This is a genomic window from Pseudonocardia halophobica (genome assembly GCF_027922425.1).
Lineage (GTDB): Bacteria > Actinomycetota > Actinomycetes > Mycobacteriales > Pseudonocardiaceae > Pseudonocardia > Pseudonocardia halophobica.
This window is the reverse complement of sequence record NZ_BSFQ01000015.1, coordinates 1-23056: the sequence shown is the minus strand read 5'-3', so window position 1 is coordinate 23056 and position 23056 is coordinate 1. Positions and strand designations below refer to the sequence as shown.

General features: G+C 68.5%; 17 protein-coding genes and 1 pseudogene. 10 read left to right on the top strand and 8 right to left on the bottom strand.

What is annotated here, in order from left to right:
• Positions 1–67 precede the first annotated feature (67 nt).
• Positions 68–487, top strand: a complete 420-nt coding sequence (locus PKE99_RS18425) for a hypothetical protein (protein ID WP_156067700.1) — start codon at positions 68–70, stop codon at positions 485–487.
• Positions 484–816 carry a J domain-containing protein gene (locus tag PKE99_RS18420; protein WP_037047654.1) on the top strand — a complete coding sequence of 111 codons (333 nt, stop codon included), beginning with the start codon at positions 484–486 and terminating at the stop codon, positions 814–816. The genes PKE99_RS18425 and PKE99_RS18420 overlap by 4 nt, the downstream gene beginning before the upstream one ends.
• 76 nt (positions 817–892) lie before the next feature.
• Here PKE99_RS18420 and PKE99_RS18415 read toward each other — a convergent pair whose 3' ends face one another.
• The gene (locus PKE99_RS18415) at positions 893–1567 is read right to left on the bottom strand and encodes a mechanosensitive ion channel family protein (RefSeq protein ID WP_197040698.1); all 675 of its coding nucleotides are present in this window, start codon (positions 1565–1567) and stop codon (positions 893–895) included.
• A gap of 62 nt (positions 1568–1629) precedes the next feature.
• On the opposite strand from PKE99_RS18415, the gene PKE99_RS18410 reads away from it, so the two are divergent.
• Positions 1630–1815, top strand: coding sequence for a hypothetical protein (locus tag PKE99_RS18410; RefSeq protein WP_037047652.1), 186 nt, complete (start codon positions 1630–1632; stop codon positions 1813–1815).
• Between the two features lie 78 nt (positions 1816–1893).
• Here the strand turns inward: PKE99_RS18410 and PKE99_RS18405 are convergent, their stop codons facing one another.
• From PKE99_RS18405 to PKE99_RS18385, 5 genes are all read right to left on the bottom strand, one after another.
• Positions 1894–3729: a SpoIIE family protein phosphatase gene (locus PKE99_RS18405; protein WP_081924268.1), complete on the bottom strand. Its 1836-nt coding sequence runs from the start codon at positions 3727–3729 to the stop codon at positions 1894–1896.
• 100 nt (positions 3730–3829) lie between these two features.
• The gene (locus PKE99_RS18400; RefSeq protein WP_197040697.1) at positions 3830–5443 is read right to left on the bottom strand and encodes an ATP-binding SpoIIE family protein phosphatase; all 1614 of its coding nucleotides are present in this window, start codon (positions 5441–5443) and stop codon (positions 3830–3832) included.
• A gap of 143 nt (positions 5444–5586) precedes the next feature.
• The gene (locus tag PKE99_RS18395) at positions 5587–6450 is read right to left on the bottom strand and encodes a class I SAM-dependent methyltransferase (protein ID WP_051737655.1); all 864 of its coding nucleotides are present in this window, start codon (positions 6448–6450) and stop codon (positions 5587–5589) included.
• A gap of 94 nt (positions 6451–6544) precedes the next feature.
• The gene (locus PKE99_RS18390) at positions 6545–8200 is read right to left on the bottom strand and encodes a LuxR C-terminal-related transcriptional regulator (protein ID WP_037047648.1); all 1656 of its coding nucleotides are present in this window, start codon (positions 8198–8200) and stop codon (positions 6545–6547) included.
• A gap of 603 nt (positions 8201–8803) precedes the next feature.
• Positions 8804–9667, bottom strand: coding sequence for a nuclease (locus tag PKE99_RS18385; protein WP_037047643.1), 864 nt, complete (start codon positions 9665–9667; stop codon positions 8804–8806).
• A gap of 123 nt (positions 9668–9790) precedes the next feature.
• Between PKE99_RS18385 and PKE99_RS18380 the strand changes: the two genes are divergently transcribed.
• Entirely contained in the window at positions 9791–10000 is a 210-nt protein-coding gene (locus PKE99_RS18380) for a hypothetical protein (RefSeq protein ID WP_156067699.1), read from the top strand.
• A 381-nt stretch (positions 10001–10381) separates the two neighbouring features.
• Here the strand turns inward: PKE99_RS18380 and PKE99_RS18375 are convergent, their stop codons facing one another.
• Both PKE99_RS18375 and PKE99_RS18370 read right to left on the bottom strand, forming a co-directional pair.
• Positions 10382–11107, bottom strand: a complete 726-nt coding sequence (locus tag PKE99_RS18375; protein ID WP_063739787.1) for a DUF4118 domain-containing protein — start codon at positions 11105–11107, stop codon at positions 10382–10384.
• 103 nt (positions 11108–11210) lie between these two features.
• Entirely contained in the window at positions 11211–13169 is a 1959-nt protein-coding gene (locus PKE99_RS18370) for a potassium transporter Kup (RefSeq protein ID WP_051737694.1), read from the bottom strand.
• Positions 13170–13253: 84 nt separating this feature from the next.
• Here PKE99_RS18370 and PKE99_RS18365 point away from each other — a divergent pair, with 84 nt between their 5' ends.
• The 6 genes and pseudogenes from PKE99_RS18365 to PKE99_RS18340 all read left to right on the top strand — a co-directional run.
• A complete protein-coding gene (locus tag PKE99_RS18365) occupies positions 13254–14891 on the top strand; it encodes an alkaline phosphatase PhoX (RefSeq protein ID WP_231498268.1) in 1638 nt (545 codons plus the stop codon).
• Positions 14892–15888: 997 nt separating this feature from the next.
• Positions 15889–17052: a transposase gene (locus tag PKE99_RS18360; protein WP_156067698.1), complete on the top strand. Its 1164-nt coding sequence runs from the start codon at positions 15889–15891 to the stop codon at positions 17050–17052.
• A 7-nt stretch (positions 17053–17059) separates the two neighbouring features.
• Positions 17060–17644, top strand: a pseudogene (locus PKE99_RS18355) (transposase); the annotation flags it as partial.
• 1006 nt (positions 17645–18650) lie between these two features.
• Positions 18651–20153 (top strand): hypothetical protein, encoded by a 1503-nt coding sequence (locus PKE99_RS18350; RefSeq protein WP_156067697.1) that lies wholly within the window; start codon positions 18651–18653, stop codon positions 20151–20153.
• A gap of 6 nt (positions 20154–20159) precedes the next feature.
• Positions 20160–21191 carry a TRAFAC clade GTPase domain-containing protein gene (locus PKE99_RS18345; protein ID WP_306470742.1) on the top strand — a complete coding sequence of 344 codons (1032 nt, stop codon included), beginning with the start codon at positions 20160–20162 and terminating at the stop codon, positions 21189–21191.
• Between the two features lie 707 nt (positions 21192–21898).
• The coding region (locus PKE99_RS18340) for a hypothetical protein (protein ID WP_271214894.1) at positions 21899–23056 on the top strand (1158 nt) is incomplete at its 3' end.

Below are 23056 nucleotides of genomic sequence, written 5' to 3'. Positions count from 1 at the left end.
GGCGAGGCCACGCCCGTGCACCTTCACGCACGGCGACGAGCGGGCAGAACGAGAGGAGGGCAGAACGTTGGGCAGCAGCCGACGGGAACCGGCCGCGATCGCGGCCACGCTGTCCGCTGCGGTCCGGGGCATTCGACGTGTGGTCCGCGCCGCTGACCCGGCCCGGCCCGCTACGTTGGCCCTGCTGCGCGATTTCGGCTGGCAACTGACCCAGCTGACCGGCGAGTTGACCGACCTGGCCGCGCTGCTGGCCGAGCACACCGGCTGCCACCTCGAACATGCCGAGCAGGTGTGCCACGCCGACGGCGAGCCGGGCATTCCCCATCTGGCCCGCGCCTGCCGGGACCTCGCCGGCCTGCGGCAGGCACTCGACACCGCCCACACCGCGGCGTGCGAGTACTACACCGAGATCAGTCAGCTCAGCCCGGCCCCACCACCCGGCAGTCGTGTCGGACACCGGACGGCAACGAGCACCGAACCGCGATGAACATCGGACAGCCCCCCGACCCGTACACCGTGCTCGGGCTGGACCCCGACGCTACTGCCGCGGAGATCACGGCCGCCTACCGACGTGCCGTGCGGGACTGCCACCCCGATGCGCCGCATCCCGACCGCGACCGCCTCGCGGCCGTCCTCGCCGCCTATCGGCGCTTGCGCGCTCAGCTCGCTGATCGCGCAAGTGCCGAACATCAGCGCCGCTCCGAGACCCGCTCCGCCGACGGCTGCAGCATCCCGGTGCGGGTTCGCCTGCGCACCCCGGCGCCCACACCGGATCTACGCGTCGGCCCTGTCCGGCACCATCCCGACCCGCGCTGATCGCCCCGACAGCTGTACCGGGGCCGCGGGCTGATCGACCCCGCAGCGAGCCCGGCTGTGCGGAGGCTCGCGCCGGTCAGCGGGTCCGGTATCCGGGCTGGTCGCTCTCGTACGTCCCGCCCGGCTGCGGGTGCGCGGCGGTCCGGCCGGTCACGGCGTGGTCGCCGCGCTCGGTGCCGGTACGGACGTCCTCGCCGGACCGGTCCTCGGCGTAGTCACGGGCGGCCTGGGCGTCCTGCCGGCCCCGCTCCCGGGCGGTCCGCAGGTCCTCGGCGACGGTCTCGGACTGCTCCTGGGCCTTCCGGTACCCGCTGTTGATCATGTCTCGGGCCGCGTCCCGCCCGCCGAGGCCGAAGGCCAGCGCGGCCGCGAGGGCCAGCGCGCCGATCAGTGCGATGTAGGTGGCGGTGACGATGACCGGGGCGATGCCGAGCTGGGTCAGGATCATGAAGACGGCGATGGCCATCACCAGCGTCGGGGCGCCGGCGCGGACGACCCGGCCGGTGGGGGTGTCGCCCATGGTGCGGTGCGCGAGCCCGCCGACGGCGCCGGCCACGGCGGCCGCGACCACGAAGATGACCAGCGCGGCGATGACCCGCGGCAGGTAGGACAGCACGAGCCCGAAGAACGCCGTCAGCGCGGGGATGTTCAGCGTGGCGATCGCCGCGGAGATCACGAACAGCATGATCACCCAGAAGACGACGCCGCCGACGAGGCGTGCCGGGCTGCCGCCGGGGCTGACCTTCTCCACGTAACGCCCGCCGGAGTTCGCGGTGAGCCGCTCGTCGGGACGCCTTGCCCGCCGCGCACCCCGTGACGTACACGCTGGCCGGCGAGGAGGTCTTCTTCCGCACCGGCAGCCGGACGAAGGCCGCAGCCGCATCCAAGGGTGCGGTCTTCGCCTTCCAGGTCGACGACATCGACTTCGACGACCAGTACACGCTCGGCATCGTGCTCAGCCGGCTGAACGGCCGCCGGGTGCGACGAGGCCCGGACTAGGTCGCCGCGCGGCCGGTCGACCTGTGACGGCCGGGCCGTCGCGCTCCGCCCCACTCCTGTCGACGCACCCTTCGTCGGTCACGCGAAGCGGATGGCGAAGGCGACGACGTCGTCGGGCGCGTCGGGGGCGAGCCTGTCCACGGCCTGGTCGACGAGCTCCTGCACGGGGCGGTCGTGGAGGTGTCGGAGCAGACTCAGGAGGGCGTCGGTGCCGGCGTCGATGTCGTGGCCGCGGTGTTCGACGAGTCCGTCCGTGTAGAGGAACAGCGTGCTACCGGACGGGATGTGCCGGTGGTGATCGGTACGCGAGACGCCCGTGGTGGCGGTGAAGCCGAACAGGGCGTCGTGGTCGTGGAGCAGGTCTGCGGTGCCGTCGGGGAGCAGCAGGATCGGGGGCGGGTGACCGGCGTTGGTCCAGGACAGGGTCCAGGTACCGGCGGCGGTCTCGGTGAGGCGGGCGAGGACCGTGGTGCCCCGGGCGCCGAGGTGCAGGCCGTGGTTGGCGGTCTCGAAGGCGCGCAGGAGGGCCGAGGGCGGGTCGGCGGGGTGGTCCCAGGCGGTCTGGCGCAGCATGGACCGGGCCTGACCCATGACCGTCGCGGCGTCGAGGGCGTGGCCGATGATGTCGCCGGCGGACACGACGAGGGCGTGCCGCTCGGGGTGGGTGGGGTGGGGGACGGGTGCGGCGTCGTACCAGTCGCCGCCGACGTGCTCCCGCGAGTCGGCGGGTGCGTAGCGGGCGGCCATCCGCAGTCCGTCGACGGTGGGCAGGGTGGTGAGCATGGCGTTCTGCAGGGCGTGTGCCACGGAGATGCGGTGCTGCAGGAGGCGGGCGCGGGCCAGGGCCTGGCTGGCGTAGCCGCCGATGGTGGCGATGGTGAGCAGGTCCTCGGCCTCGACGACGTTCGGGATCTTCCAGCCGAGCACGATCGACCCGAGGGGTCCGTCGGAGCCCGGCAGCGGCACGGCGACGACGGAGTGCAGGCCGAGGTGGCGCATGATCGCCGCGGCGGCGGGCGGGTTGGCGGCGTCGAAGGCCTGGCGGTCGGGGTAGTGCAGGATCGCGGCCTCGCGCATGGCCCGGGCGGACGGGAGGTGTGCGTCGAGGTCGGGGGTGTGGGCGGGGGCGAGGGCGACCGGGTCGTCGGCGAGCCGGATGATGCGGTGCTGATCGTCGAGGACGACCGCGCCGACGTAGTCGGGGCGTAGCTCGGTGTGGACCAGCGCGCGGATGCGGGCCAGGACGTCGTCGACTTCGGTGGTGTCGGTGAAGGCCTGGGAGGCGAGCAGCAGGGTCTGGGAGCGGTGGAACGAGCGCTGCTGCACGGCCTCGATGCGATCCCGGCGGACTTCTTCCCGCCCGGCGTCGTAGGTGGCCAGCCGCAGACGCAGATCGGTGGCACAGGCCGCGGCGATGCGGCGCAGGCTGGTCAGCTCGGTGTCGGTCCAGTCGCGGGGTGTGCTGTCGATGGCGCACAGCGAGCCCAGCACGTTCCCGGTGGCGTCGGTGAGGGGCATGCCGGCGTAGGCGACGACCCCGAGCTCGGGGATCGCGAGGTTGTCGCGGACCAGCGGGTGCTCGCGGGCGTCGGTGATGACGAGGGGTTCGGTGGTCAGCACGACGTGCTGGCAGAACGAGTGGCTCAGCGGGGTGGAGCGCTTGGTGGCCCACGGTTCGGGGAGCCCGGTCATCCCCGGGAAGACCTGTGCGTCGGCCTGGACCAGCGAGACGAGCGCGACGGGAACGGCGAGAGCCTCGCGCACCCATGCGGCGAACCCGTCGAGCCGCTCATCGGGTTCGGCGGTCAGGCCGGTGTGCTCCAGAGCGCGGAGCCGCTCCGGGTCGCAGAGCTCGGCGCAGCCGTCGACGCTCGACGCGTCCCGGACGCGACCGCCCTCGCCCTGCCCTGTCATCGTCCTCCTGCTGCCGCTCGCCACGACCGTGGCAGCCCCGCGAGTATGGCCGAGAGGACGGCAGAACGACCCCGCTCAGGTGGACAATCGTGACCTGTCCTCACGTGTCGGGGTCGCTCACTGCCTCGGTCGTGATCGCGATCTCGGCGACGACGGTCTTGCCGGTCTCGTGGTGACGGACGGTCCACTCCGTGGCCAGGGTGTCGACCATCTGCAGCCCTCGTCCCCGTGGCGCATGGACGTCGAGGACCTGCAGCAGCGGCTCGGCGGGGGAGCCGTCGGTCACCTCCAGGCGCAGTGAGCGCCCGTCGAGGGCGGCGGCGACGCCGAAGCGGGTTCGGGCGTGGTCGACGGCGTTGCTGGCCAGTTCGCTGGCGACCAGCAGGGCGTCGTCGGTCGTGTCCGGATGAATGCCCCGATCGCTCAGGAAGGAGAGGAGGTCGCGGCGGACGCGGACGCTGGCCCCGGGGGTCGGGTCGTACGCCCACTCCGCTCGCTGCCTCGCCTCGGCCGGGATGTGGGTGATCAGCGCGACGGCGAGATCGTCGCCGCGCAGTGGGGCCCGCCGGTCGACCGCGGCCAGGAGCGCGTCGAGCAGGTCGTCCGGTCGGGCGTCCCAGGCCGGGCCGGCGGTGTGGAGCCGGCTTCCGAGGAGGTCGAGCAGGCCGTCGGTCCAGAGCACCTCCCCGTCGTCGTCGCGGGCCTCCACGAGCCCGTCGGTGTAGAGCAGCAGCGCCCAGTTGGCCGGCAACGGGACGCGGATGGACGGCCAGGTCGTGCCCAGCCGCACGCCGAGCGGGACGCCGAGGGCGTGATCGGGCAGGGGGCGGGGCCTGACCCCGTCGATGAGCAGCGGTGGCGGGTGTCCGGCGAGGTAGAGGTCGACGTGGCTGCGGTCGGCCGCCACGGAGACCATCGCGACGGTGGTGAAGAGGATCGTGTCGTGGCGCTCGGTGACCAGGACCTGGTCCAGGATCGGGAGGACGTGCGCGGCGGGCATGCCGGCGAGGATGAGTGTGCGCCAGGCGATACGGAGGCTCACGCCGATGGCGGCCTCGTCGGGGCCGTGCCCGCTGACGTCGCCGATGATGACGTGGACGGTGCCGTCGTCGGTCTCGATGGCGTCGTAGAAGTCGCCGCCGAGCAGCAGCCGCTTCTCGCCGGGCTGGTAGCGGGTGGTGACCGTCAGGGCGGGGTCGCGCAGCAGCGCGGTGGGCAGCAGCCCCCGCCCGAGCCGGCGGTTCTCCCGCTCCTGGGCCCGGGCCTCCTGCAGCTGGCGGGTGAGCCGGTCGGCGCGGCGGCGTTCGACCGCGTACTGCACCGCCCGCGTGAGCAGCCGCCCGTTGACCTTGCCCTTGATCAGGTAGTCCTCGGCGCCCGCCGCGACGGCGGCCCGGCCACGGGTCTCGTCGAGGTCGCCGGTGAGCACGACGACGGCGGGATGGTCGACGACCTCGAGCAACCGGGCCAGCCCGTCCAGCCCGGAGGAGTCGGGCAGGTTCATGTCCAGCAGGACACAGTCCACCTGGCCGAGCCGGCCCGTGGCCTCGGCGATGCTGCTGACGCGGAGGAGGTCCGGGATCTCGCCGACCTCGGCCAGCAGCTCTTCCACGAGGAAGGCGTCGCCGTCGTCGTCCTCGACGAGCAGCACCCGCGGGGAGGACGAACCGAGTGCGTCCGGGCCGGTCGAGGTCCCCGCCACGGTCTCGCTCACGACGCCCTCATGCGGCGCACTGTAGGCCTTGGTCACCCCCGACGCAGGGCCTGTGCACTCTCGGTCACTTCTCTTCCGCGGAACGGGTGTCGATCTGCCCGAACGGGAGCACGACTGCCCAGGGAGCAGTCGCCCTCGAATGCTCAGGCCGTTGTTCCGGACGGAATGGTGCCGACCCCGATCGTGAGCGCTGCGGTCAGCACGGCCGCGCCGTCGCCGCCGGAGCGCTCCCGGACCATCCCGTGCAGGACCCGGACGATGTCCGCCCGCTGCTCGTCGGAGAGGTCGGCGACGATCATGCTCGGGATCGGGTTGCCGCCGATCGTCCAGTCCCACAGCTCCTCCCCGGAGCGCACGGCGATCCGCTCCTGCGAGTCGGTGGCGACCATGACGTCGGTCAGGCCGGCGTCGACCAGCCGCTGTCGCATCACGCGAGGGTCCGCGACCTGGAACTCGAGGATCGGCTCGTCCTCGGCCGGACCCTCGAACCCGGGAACCACCGCCCGCACCGCAACGAGGAAGAACTGCAGCGCCTCGAACTCGGCCGGGTCCCCGTAGGCGACCAGGAAGACCCGACCGCCGGGCCTGGTGACCCGGACCATCTCCCGCAGGGCCTGCGGCTGGTCGGGCACGAGCATCACGCCGAACTGTGAACCGGTCACGTCGAAGCTGTCGTCCGGCAGGGCGAGAGCGTGGCAGTCCATCACGCGGCCCTCGGCGTCGAGTCCCTCGGCCCTCGCTCGGGCCTCGAAGCGCTCGATCATCCGGGGAGACCAGTCGGTCGCCAGCACGGACGCGCCGAGCCGAGCCGCGGGCAGGCCGAGCCCGCCCGGGCCGGCGGCGACGTCGAGAAACCTGTCCCCTGCCTTGACCCCGGCGAGGTGGAGGCCAACTGCGGCCAGATCGGCCTCGCCGGGTGCCACGTGCTCGTCGTACAGCGCCGCGATCGCGTCCCAGGCCTCCACCGGGGCGGCGTGCTCGGTGGTCGTCTGCTCGAGGTCGGTCATGGCCGGCTCCCTTCCCACTCGGGGGAGGGTGACGCTAGGCGGGCGAGCAGCCGGGGGCTTCGGTCAATCGGTCCAGGTCGCGCCGAACGAGTGGTCAGTTCTGTGTAGCGGGGTGCTCGATGAGGTCGTGCTCGTAGGCGTAGGCGGTTGCCGCGGCCCGCGACGGCACGTCGAGCTTGGTCAGCAGGTTGTGGACATGGCGGGCCACCGTCTTGTCGGACAGGCCGAGCTCGCGGCCGATCCCGCGGTTGGTCCGCCCGGAGGCGACCAGCGTCAACACCTGCAGTTCGCGTGCGGTCAGGACCCCGGGGGTCGGGGCGACAGGCCGTCCCACCAGGCCGTCGAGCCGCTCGACGTCCGGTTCGGCGCCCAGCTGCGCGAAGACGTTCCTGGCGCCGTCCAGCTCCATCGCCGAGGTCTCCGGATCGCCCAGCGCCCGGCACGCCAGCCCGATCAGGACCTGGGCCCGGGCCGCCTCGTACGGAGCATCGAACCTGTGCCACGTGGCTGAGGCGACCCGCAACCTCCGCAAGGCTGATCGCGCGTCCCCCTCGGCGATCAGCACCGCTCCGGCCGCCGAGTCCGCCACGGCCCGCAGATAGGCGACGTCGAGGACCTCGGCGGTCCGGTCCAGCTCCTCGGCCCCGGCCCGGGCCGCCGCGAGATCGCCGACCGCGATCGTGACTTCGACATACGCCGCGAGCAGCCGGCAGCGGGCCGGTGGTTCCTCGGTCTCCGCCAGGGCCCGGTGCAGGACGGCGGCCGCGGCGCCGGTGCGCCCCTGAGCCAGCCGAAGCAGCGCCAGACCCGGTTCCGGGGGACGCCCGGCCGCACCCGCCCTGCGGTAGGTCTCCTCGGCCGCCGCGTACTCGCCGCGCAGCCGGTGGAGCTCGGCGAGCTGGTAGTAGGCCGAACCCAGCGAGTCCCACCGGATCGGGCCCGACAGGAGCTCGCATGCCCTGTGGGCGGCGGCCACGGCGTCGGCCCAGGCGCCCTCCAGCTGCAGCAGCTCGCAACGGTGCACCAGGCAGTTCCCCCGGTACGGGACGAGATCAGGTTGCGCGTCGCACCAGCGGGCCAGCGCCGTCGTCCACTGGCGGGCGCGCTGCAGATCGAAGACCTCGATACAGGCGGCAACCACCGTGCAGTACGCCATCCCGGCGTAGATCGGCGACACCTCCCCGGAGGTGACCGCGACCATGACCTCGTCCAGCAGGACGAGGCCACGGGGGACGGCGCCCTGCAGCAGCACGCACATGCCCTCGCCGAGGCGGGACATCGTCAGCAGGTCCGGGTCGCCGAAGCGCCCGCTGTCCGCGGCTGCTGCCGTGAACACCGGCTGAGCGCCCTTCGGGTCGCCACTCCACATCCGGGTGAAGGCGTCCCAGGTGTGCAGCCAGGCCTGCTCCGCGCAATCCTCGTGCCCCTGGAGGACGCGACCGGCCCTGGCGAACCACCCCCTCGCCGGAGCCGTCTCCCCGCGGAACATCAGACCTGACGCGATCCGGATCGCCTGGCGGGCGGCGCGTCGCGGCTCGTGGAGCTCCATCGCGTGGTGGTGCGCGCGGGTCCAGGCGCGCGTGGCCTCCTCGTCCCGTCCGGTCAGGTAGGAGGCCAACGCGAGCATCTCGAGCCCGTCGATGTCGAGCGGGGCAGCAGCGTCGGCCCGCGCGAGCTCCGCGTACGCCTCGCCCCACGACCGACGGGCGAGCGACGCCCGCGCCCGGGACAACGCGCTGACGGTGCTCATCGCTGTCGCCGTTCGTCGAGGACCGGTGGCAGAGCCACAGTGTGGCGGGACGACCGACGTGAAGCCAGCCGGGTTCCGTCGCGCCCGTGCGAGCGGCTTCTCGCGTGCAGGCGTCGACGCCAGCTGGCCGGAGGACGATCGTCTGTCGCCGCGTCTCACGCGCACCAGCTGCGCGGAATCATCCGTCCGCTGCCGCGACGTCGTCAGTGAGGTTCGGCGTTGCCACCGGTGTGCGGGACACTGTCGCGGACCGCGTCCATGATCCGTTCCAGGTCGAGTCGAGCTCATCGAGCCCGGCGTCGAGCGCGGTCCGGTACTCGGACCAGTGCTTCGCGTCGATCGAGTCGCAGCGCTCGTGGATGCCGTGGAGCCGCACTCGCAGGGCGTGTCGAGCGCGGTCCGGATCCGCGTGCCGTGCGGGCGGGCACCGGAGGTCACGCGAGCAAGGCGCCGTCGACCTTCGAAAGGCGCTCGTCGCGCATGGTGTGCCCGAGGGCGGTCGCACTCATGGCGTGACGGTAGGCAGGGCCGACGACGAGAGGCCCTCGATCCGGCCGACGGACGGTGGCTGTTGCGCGTCGTCGACGAGGCCCGGGCGGCCCCTCAGGCCTCGATGAAGATCAGGTCGTCGGGTGGGTGGGTCATGCGGACCTGCTGCCCCTGGATGGCGAGGACGTTGTCGAAGCCGGTGACGGCTGCGGTGCTGGCGATGATCAGCCGGTCGTCGACGGTGGCGAGGTAGGCGGGGAAGCCGCCGAGCGACGTGTCGCCGTCGCCGAGGGCGAGGTAGTCGACGAGGCGGCGGAAGAGCTTGGGCAGGATCACGGCCTGCTCGGTGAGCGTCTCGAGCCCGGTGACGGTGAACCCGGACTCGGTCACGTCCTCGGCCCAGATCCCGCGGCGGGCGTCGCGGGCGCGACGGTAGGCGACGGTGAGCGCAGCACGGAGGTCCGGGAAGAGCTTGCTGTAGTAGGTCGGGTAGGCCAGCCCGGCGTCGAGCATCCCGCTGTTGGCGCTGCCGGCCAGATCCTCGGGGCGGACGAACACCGACTCCAGGTCCGCACGGGCGCTGTCGCCGCCGAAGGCGAACGCCACACAACGGCCGTACTTGTCCGCGAACCGGGTCAGGATGTAGCCCGGCACCCGCTCCGGGATGGACGAGACGACGGTCTGGTCGTCGCGTTCGACCTCGGTGAAGCCGAGCAGCCGAGGGAGCAGGGCGGCGGCCTGATCGGCGAGCCGGATCGGCTGGTGAAGCTGACCGAGGCCACCGACGCGGGGGCTGTAGTGGGTCTCGAGGGAGTCGATGCCTTCCAGCCGCAGCTGCGCGCCACCGGTGGTGTTGGTGCGCACGGCGATCCCGGCTCTGGTGAAGGCGGCGGGGTCGTCGGGGTGGAAGCGGATGGAGTCCCCGTCCGGGGCGGCGCCGATGATCCGGAAACCGCCCCTGATCAGCGTCAGTGGCACGGGTTCACCTTCCTCCGTCGTGGCGGACCGAGCGACCCTCCGGGTGAGCCGTCACGGGCTGTTCATCGACTGGTCCCGCGCGCCGGTTGCCCGCGCCGGCGACCGTGCGGGACAACTGGAGGAGTGGAACGTGTACTGACTCCGGGGGAGACGCGGGCCGAGGCGGCCGCGATGTTGCTGGGCCGGCTCGAGGACCTCGTCGTCGCCTACGCCTCGTTGCCCGCCGACGAGCGGCTGGAGGTGCTCAGCCGAGACGCGGACCGGATCACCGGCGAGGTCGCCCGGTATCTGCAGGCGGCGCGGCACCAGATCACCGCCTCGCCGCGCCGCTGAGGCCGGCGACCGAGGGACCGACGCCTGATCATCGGGGCCCCGAGCGCACGAAGCCGTCGACGATGCGGCGCTGCAGGGCGAGGTAGAGGACCAGGACGGGCGGGCGGGCCGGCCCGCGGTCGCCATGAGCGGGCCCCGGTCGTTGCCCTCGTGCCCATGAAGCTTCGCAGGCTGGAGCACCGCGTCGGTGTGCTGCAGGACGGGTCGCCTGAATCACGTTGTTCTACCACCGGCGAGGCGGTGTCTCCGCGATGCCGCGAAGCTGAACGGCGCGTGACACGCGGGCGGGAAGCCGTCGCTCACGCGCAACGGTGCTTACGGCGAGGGTGAGCCCGCAACCCGTTCGGGGGCGGAGCCGACGTGTTGTCGACAGCGGAGACCTCACGGCAGGGGGCGTGGGGCACCGATCTGCTCGGCCAGCGACGCCGCGATCTGCCGCTGCTCCAGGGAGGGGCGGCGAACCCGGGTAGCGGCGGTGAGCAGGAAGCGCCCGTCGCCGCGCCGGGTGGGCAGCTCGACGACGTCCATCGTGGGAAGGCCGTCCCGGTCGACGTCGACGGGTCGTTCACTCCAGGTGACGGTGCCGTCGGGGTGGAGCCGCGGCCGGTCAGGCCGGCTCGGCTCGGTGGTGAAGCGGCAGTCGTCGAGGTCGAGGACCTCGGTGATCATGCGCCCCACCGTCGAGATGAGATCCGCGGACCCGGCTCCGTCGCTCGCCATCCGGGCTGCGGTGATCAGTCCGGCCAGGTAGCCCTCACGCGCTGAGGCGCGCTCCAGCTCGCGGTGGCCCCACTGGGCCAGCTCGTTGACCACGATCCCGACGGCGAGAAGCAGAACTGCCGTCTCCAGGTCCCTCGGGCTGTGGATGGTGAAGCGGTAGTACGGCGCGGTCAGGAAGAAGTCGAACGAGGCCGCCGCGACCACCGCCGCGACCACACCTGCCGGTCGGTCGCTGCGCACCGCGACCGCGACCACGACCAGGACGAGGATCAGCGCCATGCTCGTGTTCGCCAGCCACTCGCGGAGCAGGCTCAGGCCTGCCGCGACCGCGAGCGGGAGCAGGATCGCCCACCCGAGCGCCAACGGTCGGGACTGCTGCCGGTTCACGACCGGGACCCAACACCCGGGCGGGGACCAGGACAAGCAGTCCTGACGCGTTCTTGACGCGGGACCACCCGACCGGACGCACCACCGACGGGACGGTACGGCCTCACAGCTCGACGCGTGAGCCCATCACGACGGTCCGGTCCACGGGCAGCTTGAAGTAGGCGGCCGGGGTGGCGGCGTTGTGGGCGAGCCCGATGAAGAGGCGTTTGCGCCAGACGTGCATCCCGGGCTGGCTGCCGCGTTCCAGGGACATCCGGGACAGGAAGTACGACGCTTCCGACGGGTCGACGTCGAGCTCGTCGGCGAGCCCGTGGGCGTGCCGCAGCACGGCCGGGATGTCCTGCTCGTCCTGGAACCCGAAGCGGGCGGCGACGTGGACGATGCCGTCGTCGGCCGGGCCCAGCTGGTCGACGGTCACGCGATCGGCCATGTGGATGTGCGGGACGTTCTCCGCCACCACGGACACGATCACGACGCGTTCGTGCAGGACATGGTTGAACTCGACGTTGGCCCGCAGCGCCAGGGGGGCCGTCTCGCTGGTCGGGTGCGGGAAGATGGCGACGCCGGGCGTACGCGGGACCCGCTCGACCCGCATCCGCTCCACGAACTCCGTCAGCGGCCCTTCCAGCTCGGCGCGTCGGCCGGTGACGATCCTGCGCCCCCGTTGCCAGGTCGTCATCACGGTGACGACGACGATCGCCACGAGCAGCGGCAGCCACCCGCCGTGGGTGATCTTGGTCAGGTTCGCGGCGAAGAACAGCAGCTCCAGACCACCGAACACCGCGGCCACGAGCACGATCCGCCAGCGCGGCCAGCGCCAGGCCGTGGCCGCGTAGACCAGCAGCAGGGTCGTGGTGAGCAGCAGGGTGCCGGTCACCGCGAGGCCGTAGGCCGTGGCGAGCCGGGCGGAGGACCCGAACACCAGGATCAGGACGAGGACGCCACCGAACAGCAGCCAGTTCACCGCCGGCACGTAGATCTGCCCGCTCTCCCGCTCGGAGGTGTGCCGGACGGTCAGCGGGGGCAGGTAGCCGAGCCGGACGGCCTGGCGTGACACCGAGAACGCCCCGGAGATCACGGCCTGCGAGGCGATCACCGTGGCGAGAGTGGCCAGGACGACCAGTGGCAGCCGCGCCCAGGCCGGCGCGAGCAGGTAGAAGGGGTTGTCGATCGCCCGCGGGTCGTCGAGGATCAGCGCGGTCTGGCCCAGGTAGTTGACGATCAGGGCCGGGAAGACCAGGGAGAACCAGGCGAGCCGGATCGGGCGGCGGCCGAAGTGGCCCATGTCGGCGTAGAGGGCCTCGGCGCCGGTGATGGCCAGCACGACGGCGCCCATGGCGATGAACGCCGTGTACGGGTGGTCGGCGATGAAGGCGAGCGCGTAGGTCGGCGAGAGGCCGAGCAGCACCCCGGGGTGCTGCACGATGTGCGGGACGCCCAGCATCGCCAGCGTCAGGAACCACAGCACCATGACGGGCCCGAACAGCCGCCCGACACGATGCGTGCCCCAGCGCTGCACCACGAACAGGGCGGTGAGGATCGCGACCCCGATCGGCAGGACCAGTTCGGCCAGCTCGGGCCGGGCCACCTCGAGGCCCTCGACCGCGGAGAGCACCGAGATCGCCGGAGTGATGAGCGAGTCGCCGTAGAACAGCGACGCCCCGAGCACCCCGAGCGCCAGGGCGAACGCCGCCCGTCGGGCGAACGGCGCCGAGACCTCCCGCACGAGCGCGGCGAGCGCCATGATCCCGCCCTCGCCGTCGTTGTCGGCCCGCAGGACCAGCGTGACGTACTTGAGAGTCACGATGATCGTGACCGACCAGAAGATCAGGGAGACGACGCCGTAGACGTCGTCCACCGTGGGCTGCACGGCGTTGTCGTCGATCGAGAACACGGTCTGCACGGCGTAGAGCGGGCTCGTGCCGATGTCGCCGAACACGATGCCCAACGCGCCGAGCACCAGGCCCGCGAGACCGCCCGAGTGCGCTGCGGGGTGCGCAGGCTTCGTGGGCGGGGTCGGCGGCTCGGCGGGTGTCGGTGCGGGAGCCTCGGGCTGATCCACCCGCGCAGTGTGCACCCGCGGGGTGCCGGCGAGGCAGTGCTCGGGACCGGGTCGACCCGTTACTGATCGCGGTGCCCAGCGTCGGTGCGGGAGGTCGAGGCGAGCCCGATGGGGGAGCCGGGGAGGCCGAAGGGCGTCCGTTCGCGATGTCCGCTGCAGAGCGTTCATGTCGATCTTCGGCTCTGTTCACCGACGAAGCCCGATCTTGTCGGTTCGGTCGCCTTATCTGCCAGAGCCCGTCGCCACCCGAAAGAGGGATCAGTGACCACCCCTGACGCTTCCCACCACACCCCCGCGAACGCCTTCAGGACCGAGGCCGGCCTGAACCGGCGAGCCATGCTGCGCAACTCCGCAGCCGTCGGTCTCGGCATCGCCTTGTTCGGCAGCATCGACGCGATCGCGGGCCGTCCGGCGTTCGGCGCGCCGACCCGCGCCGCGTCCGGGTACGGGCCGCTGGTAGCGGATCCCCGCAAGTTGCTGTCACTGCCCGACGGCTTCAGCTACAAGATCGTCGCCGAAGCGGGCGTCACCCGTTTGACCGACGGCGGCGAGCCCACGCCGAGTGACACCGACGGTACCGCGGCGTTCACCGTCCAGGGCCGAACCGTGCTGGTGAACAACCATGAGATCGGTGGCGACGAAGCCTTCCCCGTACCCCACCGACCCGGTCTCACCTACGACGAAGGTGCTGCAGGGGGAACCACCAACATCGAGGTGAGCGCCTCCGGTGACCGGCTGGCCGAGTACGTCTCCGTCGCCGGCACACACAACAACTGCGCGGGTGGCGTCACCCCCTGGGGGACCTGGCTGACCTGTGAGGAGACCGAGGACAAGGCAGGCAAGCCCGTCGGCTCCGGAGCCCTGGCCAAGGACCACGGGTTCGTCTTCGAGGTCAGCCCGGTGGGGCAGGAGAACCTCGGCAACAGCCCGGTCCCGCTCACCTTCCTCGGTCGCTTCGCGCACGAGGCCGTCGCGGTCGACCCGAAGACCCTGGCCATCTACCTGACCGAGGACGCGAACGACCCGCACGGCCTGCTCTACCGCTGGACCCCGCCGAAGGGGTTCAAGGGCGGCAAGTGGAACCTGAAGGGCCTCGCCGAGAACGCCGGGAGCCTGCAGGCTATGCGTTGCAGCCGCGACGGCACGCACGTCAGGGATCTGTCGGAGGCGACCACACCCGGTACCCAGTTCAAGGTGGACTGGATCGACGTGCCCGACCGGCTCGCCGCGACAACCTCGACCCGCAAGCAGTTCGCCGACGACGCGATCACCCGGAGCCGCAAGTTCGAGGGCGCCTGGTGGGCGGACGGTGGCGCGTACATCGTCGCCAGCTACGCGCGGGCATCGGACGGCAGCGTCAACGAGCACGACGGGCAGATCTGGTTCTACGAGCCGGGTAAGGAGCGGATCACCCTGAAGACGATCTTCACGGTGAACGCGACGCCGGACCAGGACGGCACGAACTTCGACGGTCCGGACAACATCACCGTCTCCCCGTACGGCGGGGTGATCCTGGCCGAGGACGGCGAGGGCGTGCAGCACCTGGTCGGGGTCACCGACCAGGGCATGTCGTACGCGATGGCCCGCAACGACCTGAACGGCAACGAGTTCGGGGGCCCGACCTTCAGCGCGGACGGGAAGCAGCTGTTCGCGGGCATCCAGTCACCGGGACACGTCTTCGCCATCACCGGTCCGTGGCGGCGACCGTCGAACGGGGCCTGAGCGCCCGCGCCCGTAACCACTCACGCCGCGTCCACCGCGTTCCCGCCAGGAGCGCGGCGGACGACCACGGCATGCAGGCTCCACGGCTCACCGACATGGTCGCTCGCGGGTGCTGCGGTACGTGCGGGCGGTGCCGTTCGGGGCGAGGGCAGCGGGGTGAGGCTCGGATGTTGAGCTTCCGTCCCTTGCCGCACGTGGGTGCGGTCGAGGTCGCAGAGTCGTCGGCGGCGGCTCGGCGGCCGCCGGGTTGACGCCCAGGTGGCGCCGGCGCACCGCCCGGTCGAGAGCGGCGTGGAGGATGTGGTGGACCTTCCGGGTGGTGCTGGCCGCGGGCGGGCGGCAGGTGTGGCCGGCGCGCGGTCGGTCGTTGCGCATCTCGTGACACCGCTGAAGACGCGCGTACAGCCGCTCGAGTCATCTCGGCGTCGAGCTCTGCCGCCTGCATCTCGCCGAATACCGACGTGTCCCCAGGGGCGACTGCGGCGCGGCATGGGAGACAACTTCACAGTCAAGTGATTCCACGACTCGCGGTCGAGAACCTCGCCACCAGCAAGTCGCTGGTGAGAGGTGGTGCCCCCGGCAGGATTCGAACCTGCGACACCCGCTTTAGGAGCGTTTACCTATCCGTTCACTGGGTCATCTACCAGCGCCTTCCTCACCATTCCCAGGTCGGTGAGACCCTCGATGGCTCCTCGATATCAGCGTTTCGCTCCCATAATGGCTCCCACGTAGGCGCGAGGCTCGACGCTCACTGGTGCACCTTCCTTGTGTCCGGGCCGGCTGGGATGGTTCGGACGCACCACTGGTGGCCACCGGGTGATCGCCCTGCTCGCTCGACCGTGCGAGGTCCACGCTGAGTTCTGCGGGGCCCGGTGGTCCCCGGCACGCCGACTGGCGACAGGGCTGCGCGCCGACGAGCGCCGATCAGTAAGCGACCGGCTGCCGTGTCGGGAACCACCGGGTGCCTACCTGCTGCGGCAACAGACAGGAGGCGACGATGAGTGTCGCGCCGACAGACCGCTCTCCGCGACCCCCCGAGCATCCCGCCGGGCATCCCGCCGAGCATCCCGCCGGGTGGTTCGGCCCCGCGACGGCGGCGCCGACCGGCGGGATCGACTGGGCCAGCGATACCCACGCAGTCGCCGTCGTGGCCGGCGACGGCACCCCGCTCGACCGGTTCACCGTGCCCCACACCCGGGCCGGGCTGCGCGGGCTGTGCCGGCGCCTGCACCGGGTCGGGGTCGACCAGGTCGGGATCGAACGCGGCGACGGCCCGTCGTTTGCTGTGGTCCTCCTCCGCGGCGTCAGTGTGGTCGTCGCTCGTCGCAGGTCAAGGTCGTTCGTCCTCGCTGCGCTGCGGGCGCTGCACCTTGACCTGCTCCTCGTCGACGACTTCTTGGCCTGGTGTGAAGGAAGGGCCGGGACCGAGGCGACCGGGCCGGAGCTGGGGAGTAGGCCTGCGCTGGTGCTGCGGATGGCCCGCAACTCGGCGGTCAACGCCTCCACCAAGGCGACCAACCAGCTCAAGGCGGTCCTGGTCGGTGCCGACCCGGCGCTGCGCGAGTCCCTGGCCGGCCTGGGCCCGGCCACCCTGGTCCGCCGCTGCGCCGAGCTGCCCGGCCCCTCCCCGGGCGCAGGCGACCTCGCCTGCACCGTCGTGTTCACCCAGCGCACCCTCGCCGCCCGGATCCTGGCCCTCAAGGCCGAGGCCTACCATCTGCACAAGCGACTGCGCGCCCTGGTCACCGCGCACGCCCCCGCACTGATCGCACGGCGCGGGATCGGTCCGGACAGCGCCGCCGCACTGCTCATCGCCACCGGGGACAACCCCGAACGGCTTCACGCCGAGGGCGCCTACGCCGCGCTCTATGGGGTCAGCCCGGTCCAGGCCTCCTCCGGCAGGACCCAGCGGCTCCGGCTCGACCGCGGCAGCGACCGCCAAGCCAACGCCGCGCTCTACCGCATCACCCTGTCCCGGCTGCGCTGGGACCCCCGCACCCAGCAGTACCTGCAGCGACGCCTCGCCGAGGGTAAGATCCGCTGCGAGATGATCCGCTGCCTCAAGCGCTACATCGCCCGCGACGTCTTCAGCCTGCTCACGCCCCCGACAACCGCCACGGTTGCCACCCGCACCAAGACGACCGCGGCTTGGCATCCATAGGGGCATCGGGCTGGCCGGCTTCCCGGAGGCGATCGAGGCCATCTGGCCGCAAAGCAGCGTGCAGACCGGCACCGTGCACCTGCCGCCCGCCGCGAGGCGGTTCGTCAGCTACCAGGACCGCAAGAAGGTGGCCGTGGCCGTCAAGCCGATCTACACCGCCTCCACCGAGAGGCCGCCCGCCTGGAGCTGGATGCCTTCGCCAAGTCCGACCTGGGCCGTCGCTACCCGGCGGCCGTGTTGACCTGGACCAACGCCTGGGAGCGGTTCATCCCGTTCCTGGCCTTCCCACCCGAGCTCCGGAAGTTCATCTACGCCACGAACGCGATCGAGTCGCTGAACTACCAGCTCCGCAAGATCATCAGGAACCGCGGCCACTTCCCGAACGACGACGCCGCGATCAAGCTGCTCTGGCTCGCCATCCGCGACATCGAAGACAAGCGGGGCGAGCTCGGGTGAAGGAAAGGGCCTCCCCGCGAACGAGCGCCGAGCCCCCGGACGCCTCGTCGAAGGAGCCGGGGTCCAGGGCTGGAAACAAGCCCTCGGCGCCCTCGCCCTGGCCTTCCCCGAGCGCATCAGCCCCTACCTGTCCTGACCCTTTCCTAGATCGACTTACACAGACTTCTTGACAGGCCCGAACTGACCTTTTAGGCCAATCGCCGAGCCTCGACGTAGCGTTCGTGCCTGTCGTTAGCACCATCCAGCCTAAAAACGTACGTAGTTTGCGAACCATCGCAGGTGCGGTTCGTAGGGACCATTGCTAGCACCCATCGAGGCGAGGACTATGCCTGCTTGCAAACCCTTGCGCTGGCAAACGACATGATCGCAGTCAGACCCACCGCCAGGGCCGCCTCAGCAGCATCTTCCGCGAGCCCTGGGGGTACCGAGTGAGCCAGGTTATCGATCAGGATGCGCATCTGCAGACACAAACCTTAAGGGACATCCTGCAGCGCAGAAAACCACGGCTCGTAGCGGTTTGCCAAGCAGAGGACGCACTTAACGCCCTCGAGGAGTCGCTCAAATCACTAGAGCGCTTACGAACTGAACTGCTAACGCGCCTATCCACTGATAGCGCTCTTGACCGCCTGGGGGAACTTTCACAAGAGAGTCTCGTTGGTTCGATTCAAGCTGAGCGTCTTGAACTTGGGAAGCTGCAATCTAGATTCGCTCGATCGACAATAAACATTGGCGTCATTGGACGTGCCCGGCAAGGCAAGAGTAAGCTGCTGCAATCCATTACCGGGCTCTCACGACGCGAGATACCAGACGGCTCCGGCTCACACTGTACGGGCGTACGTAGCACTATCTCGCATAGTACGGAAACTGAGCCTCACGGTGAGGTCGTATTTCACAATGAAAGCTCTTTTCTGGAGGAAGTTCTATCACCCTACTACTCAGACATGCGGCTTGGCCGCCCCCCTCGCTCTCTCGACGAATTCAGTACACGGAGCCTGCCGCCTCTTGCAGCAGAACTCAAAAAATCCACGGTCGCTCAGGCCAAATACGAGCACCTCCAGCGCTACCACCAATACCTTCCTGCTTACCAGAGTCTAATTGGAAGGCCAACAAGGCGCATAGGTCTTGACCAGGTCCGCACCTTCGTGGCACAGGACGACGAAGACGGCAACCGCATCTTTCAGAATTACCTGGCAGTAAAGGAAGTGCAGCTCTTCTGCGCTTTTCCTCGAAAGGGGTCGAGCTACTGCAGTGTTATTGACATGCCTGGCCTGGGCGACACCGGAGTGGGTGATCAAGAACGTCTGGTGACTGTACTCGGACATGACGTCGATGCTGTGGTCTTTGTGAAGCTCCCGTCGCCAACTGGCGACTACTGGGGCGACAAGGACGTTGCCCTATTCGATCTGGCGAAGCGTGCTCTGATCGACTTACCTCTCGAAAAGTGGTCCTTTGTCGTCCTCAATCGCACAGGAAGTGCATCTGGCATCGGCAGTAATGACGCCAATTGTCAGCAGCTCCTAAGCAGTGCGCCAAGCAAACATATTGAAGTTACCAAAATGATAGTTGCTGATTGCACTGACCCCGATGAGGTCCAGCTCAGGGTCTTTGCCGAGGTCGTCGATTATCTGAACCGACACGGGGCTCACCTTGACGACGAATTTGCTGCTGCCACACAAGATAGGCTCGATCATTTGCGGGATGACGTCAATCAATATATTGCCGAAGCCGCGGCATGTCTCGGTTCCGAGGGGAGTACGGAACGAGAGTTTACGACGTTCGATAGCTTGTTTGACGACATGTGGTCGCGCTTGACGAATGGCCTAGAGGACCTAGCTGCCAACTTGCGCTTAAATGCGGCGCTGCCGAATGTTGAATTGGCACAACAAGTTGATGCTGCTATTGAGCGCGCAAGAACCGAGGTCGCAGTGCCGGCTCTGGAGGATATTGACAGCCTGGCCCGTAGACATGGTGCTTACAGTTCAGCATTTAATGTTTCGCTCCACAGCCTGAGAACTCGCGTCAACGATCAATTCCAACCCCTCGAGAGTACCCTGCGGCTTTCATTGGAGCATGTAAGGGAGGAAGTTGCTGCTAAATTGCGGGATGATTGCGAGCTTTCGACTATCGACTCAGCCTCAGGCACTGAGTTCTTCCGCAAGCTGGCGACGCTGGTCCCGAGTGATGCCAAAATCTTGGCGACCGCTATCGAGGTACTTTGCTCCGTCGACCTAACTTATCGAGGTTTTCTCCAATACCGGCTGCGTCCGCATTTGATGGTGTTACACCCTGACGGGGCGATCGGACAGGAGCAAATCAGGGTCTCTGCTAATGCTGAAAGTGTCTATGAGGCTCTCGAAGTTCTCCACGAGCGCGCAATTTACCGAATCGAAGAAGCTTTCGATGCTTGGTTGAGCGAGCCGAATCAGGTTGCCGCAGCCGTAGTCGAAGAGTTCGTTGACCGCGCTCTCCGCGCAAGCGGTTCTAAAGCGGCTTGGCGCAGCCTCTACTTAGAGCATCGAGCTCGGATCTGGGAGGCGCAGTTCGACGAGCTTGGCGACAGGACAAAAGTTCGACAAGACTGGAACGAGGCACTCGATGTTGTCAAGCGGGCAGCAGCCAAGCCTCTCCAGGTGACGGGTAGGTGACCTGGGATGCTCAAGTACTCTGGGCAAGCGCTGAGGCGATTTGCCGACCGGCTGAAGCCAGCGACGACTTCGCTGCGTGTTTCAATGCTTGGGCCGAGCGGCGTTGGGAAGACGAGCATGCTTGCTACCATGTACGATCAGATGGAGAGCGTCGTTGTTAGGGAAGATCTTCAGCTAACGCCAGATCCCGACGACGCGGACGAGCTCGATCGCAAAATCGTCCAGCTCCAGCGACTTTTCGCAACCGACGGGCTCAAGCCAGACATGGCCGCTGGCATCTCTGGCACAGCAGACTGGCGCGCTTTTGACTTTGCGTTAGGCCGGCGTGGCAAGAAGCCTACACTCCGTTTGGAGTTCGTGGATTACCCTGGAGGGTGGATAGAGGACAGCGCTGGCTCCCAGCAACGAGAATGGGTGCGGGGACTTATTCGCGACAGCGATGCGATCCTGATTCCTATAGATACGCCAGCGCTGTTGGAACGTAATGGGCTCTGGCATCGGAGCCGGAATCGGCCGGATTTCATTCATAACATGCTGCAGCTAGCCCTCGAGGATCTCCCCTCGCCTAGGTTAATTATCCTCGCACCTATTCGATGCGAACGTTATATACGCGACGGAGTCTCGAGGCAAATGCTTGGAAAGCGAGTGGTTGAAGGGTACGATAAGCTGCTAGGTCATCTTTCCTTCGGGCGCCTTGGCGAGCTGGCGGCAGTGGTAATAACGCCAATACAAACGGTCGGCGAACTTGAGTACCACGGTTCCCCAAAGGACAGGTACCTACCAGTCTTCCGGAAGCAGCAAGCGGATGCGAAGTACAACCCCATCGACAGCGAGCAGCCATTGAGGTACGTGATTCGGTTTGCGCTTCGTCTACATGGAGATCGACGCGACGCGAGCTACTTCCGAATGATGCGCCAACTCCTTGGAAGTGACCGTTACCTTTTGGAGGCGGCTAACGCCTTCGCTACTGGCTGCAAGACGGACGAGGACGGGTTTCTCATCCTCCAGGGGGCGGAATGGCTGACGATGCAGCCCTAAGGCGCCTCGAGGCCTTCCTGCTGACACGGGGGCAGTCGCAGGAGTTCGATTACTCGTGGAGCTGTTTCGACTCTGAGCGAGTTTCCCGTCATTGTGAACCGCCCCCCCTGCTGCGAAATGCGGCCGTGTCGTCGGCGCTCACAATAAGCGACAACTACTTCGCGGCGGTACTTCTGGTAGACAGGGCCATGGCCCTTCTGATTAACCGAGCTGCGTCTCAGCGTCGGATTGACTTCATTGGCCGCGCCATTTGGGCAACAAGCCTGGTCGTCGACAGAAGTGGCTCGCCACTCCTTCTGAAGGTTGGGAGTTCTTTAACAAGGGTGGTGGCGTCTGAGCTTCTGGACGCGCTCATATGCGACGAGCAAGGGGGCGATTATCAGGTGGCGCCAGCGGCGCTTTCGGAAGAATTGAGGCGGATCGCTGCCTCGGCGGTCTCGCCCCGAGTTTCGATCGGCTCAGTAGGTGCGCACAGCGCGCGCATCCTCCTTGTGCGTGGTGCATCGCAACGATCTATACATCTATGCACCCCGCCTTCGCCTTTAACCGATTTACGTCGCCTGTCGCAAAGGGCTGGTGCGATTGACGACAACGAGTCTAGGTCGCACCTTGATTCGAAGAGCCCGCTAAGAAGGCGGACTGGTCGCGCCGAGCGTTGATGTTGAAAGCTTCGTCAGCTTAAGGCATACCCTGGGAGGCGGGAACCAATGAGCGACAGCGAACGCACGGAAAGCTCGATAGGAAAACCGCAAGCCGGTCGCTGGGAAGGTGCTGGAAACTGGCCAGTAACGGTGGTGCCGCTAGAAGAAGTGGAGGCCGCTCAAAGGCTCGGGGTGGCTGGACGCATCGTAGCGGAGAAGACGGTCCGGGATCAGAAACCTGAGGCCCTTGAACGCCTGTTCGATCTTCCGACTGGATCGCTGAAAGAGGGCTGGGCTATCGTCCCGTTGGCGGAGCTTCCGGATGACGCGACGATAGCAGAGTATGGGGGCCCAGGCCTGGCAGAAGTCCCGGGGGGCGTCGCGCCTGGAAAAGACAGGAGCGAAGCTAGGTTCTGGAGTGTTGCGGAGCGGCAGGAGGCCGGACCCATCCGCCGAGTTGACGCGCAGAAGTTAGGCCAAGCGCAGGATGACGAGAGCTTCGAGGACCTCGATGACGTAGTAAAGGAGCTAAATGAAGATGATCGGGTCGACAAGCTACTCAGTGACCCGAGGGCGCCTCTCGCTTCGCGTAACCGTCCGTGGGAACCCGGAGAGGCCCGGAAGTACGCGAACGATCAGGCTGCCGCGTACCGAAGCGCCGAGGGTATGTCCGGTGCAGAAGTGCAGGCGGGCCATACCGCTGCCGCACGCCATGCCTACGAGTCAGGTATTTCCGAAGCGGATTGGGACAGGCAGCCAATGCAGCAGCTCCATAGCCGTCGAGGCCAGGGGCTGGACGTGTCCATACGGGATGACGCGGGAATTGAGAAGACCCGTACCCGGCACACTGCACAGGAGGAATTGATCGATGATGCTGTTGAACGAGTTCGTAGCGCCCAAGGGTCTTTAACACCGCAAGGCCAGCTTGACGCAGCAGAGGAAGTTCGTTGGCGTACGGAGAATACGCCGATGGACCAGCGAGATGTTGAGGCTGTTCGGTCGGGGGATACAACCCGTGCGACGGATGAGAAACCGGACGAACTTGTCCGATCGGCGCCACCGGAAGATGATGACACCGGCGTCTCACGAAAGCCGACTGACACTTTCGAGCCTGCCCCGGACACAGCGCCGCCGGAGACCGCGCTGCCGCCGGAGACCGCGCTGCCGCCGGAGACCGCGCTGCCGCCGGAGACCGCGCTGCCGCCGGAGACCGCGCTGCCGCCG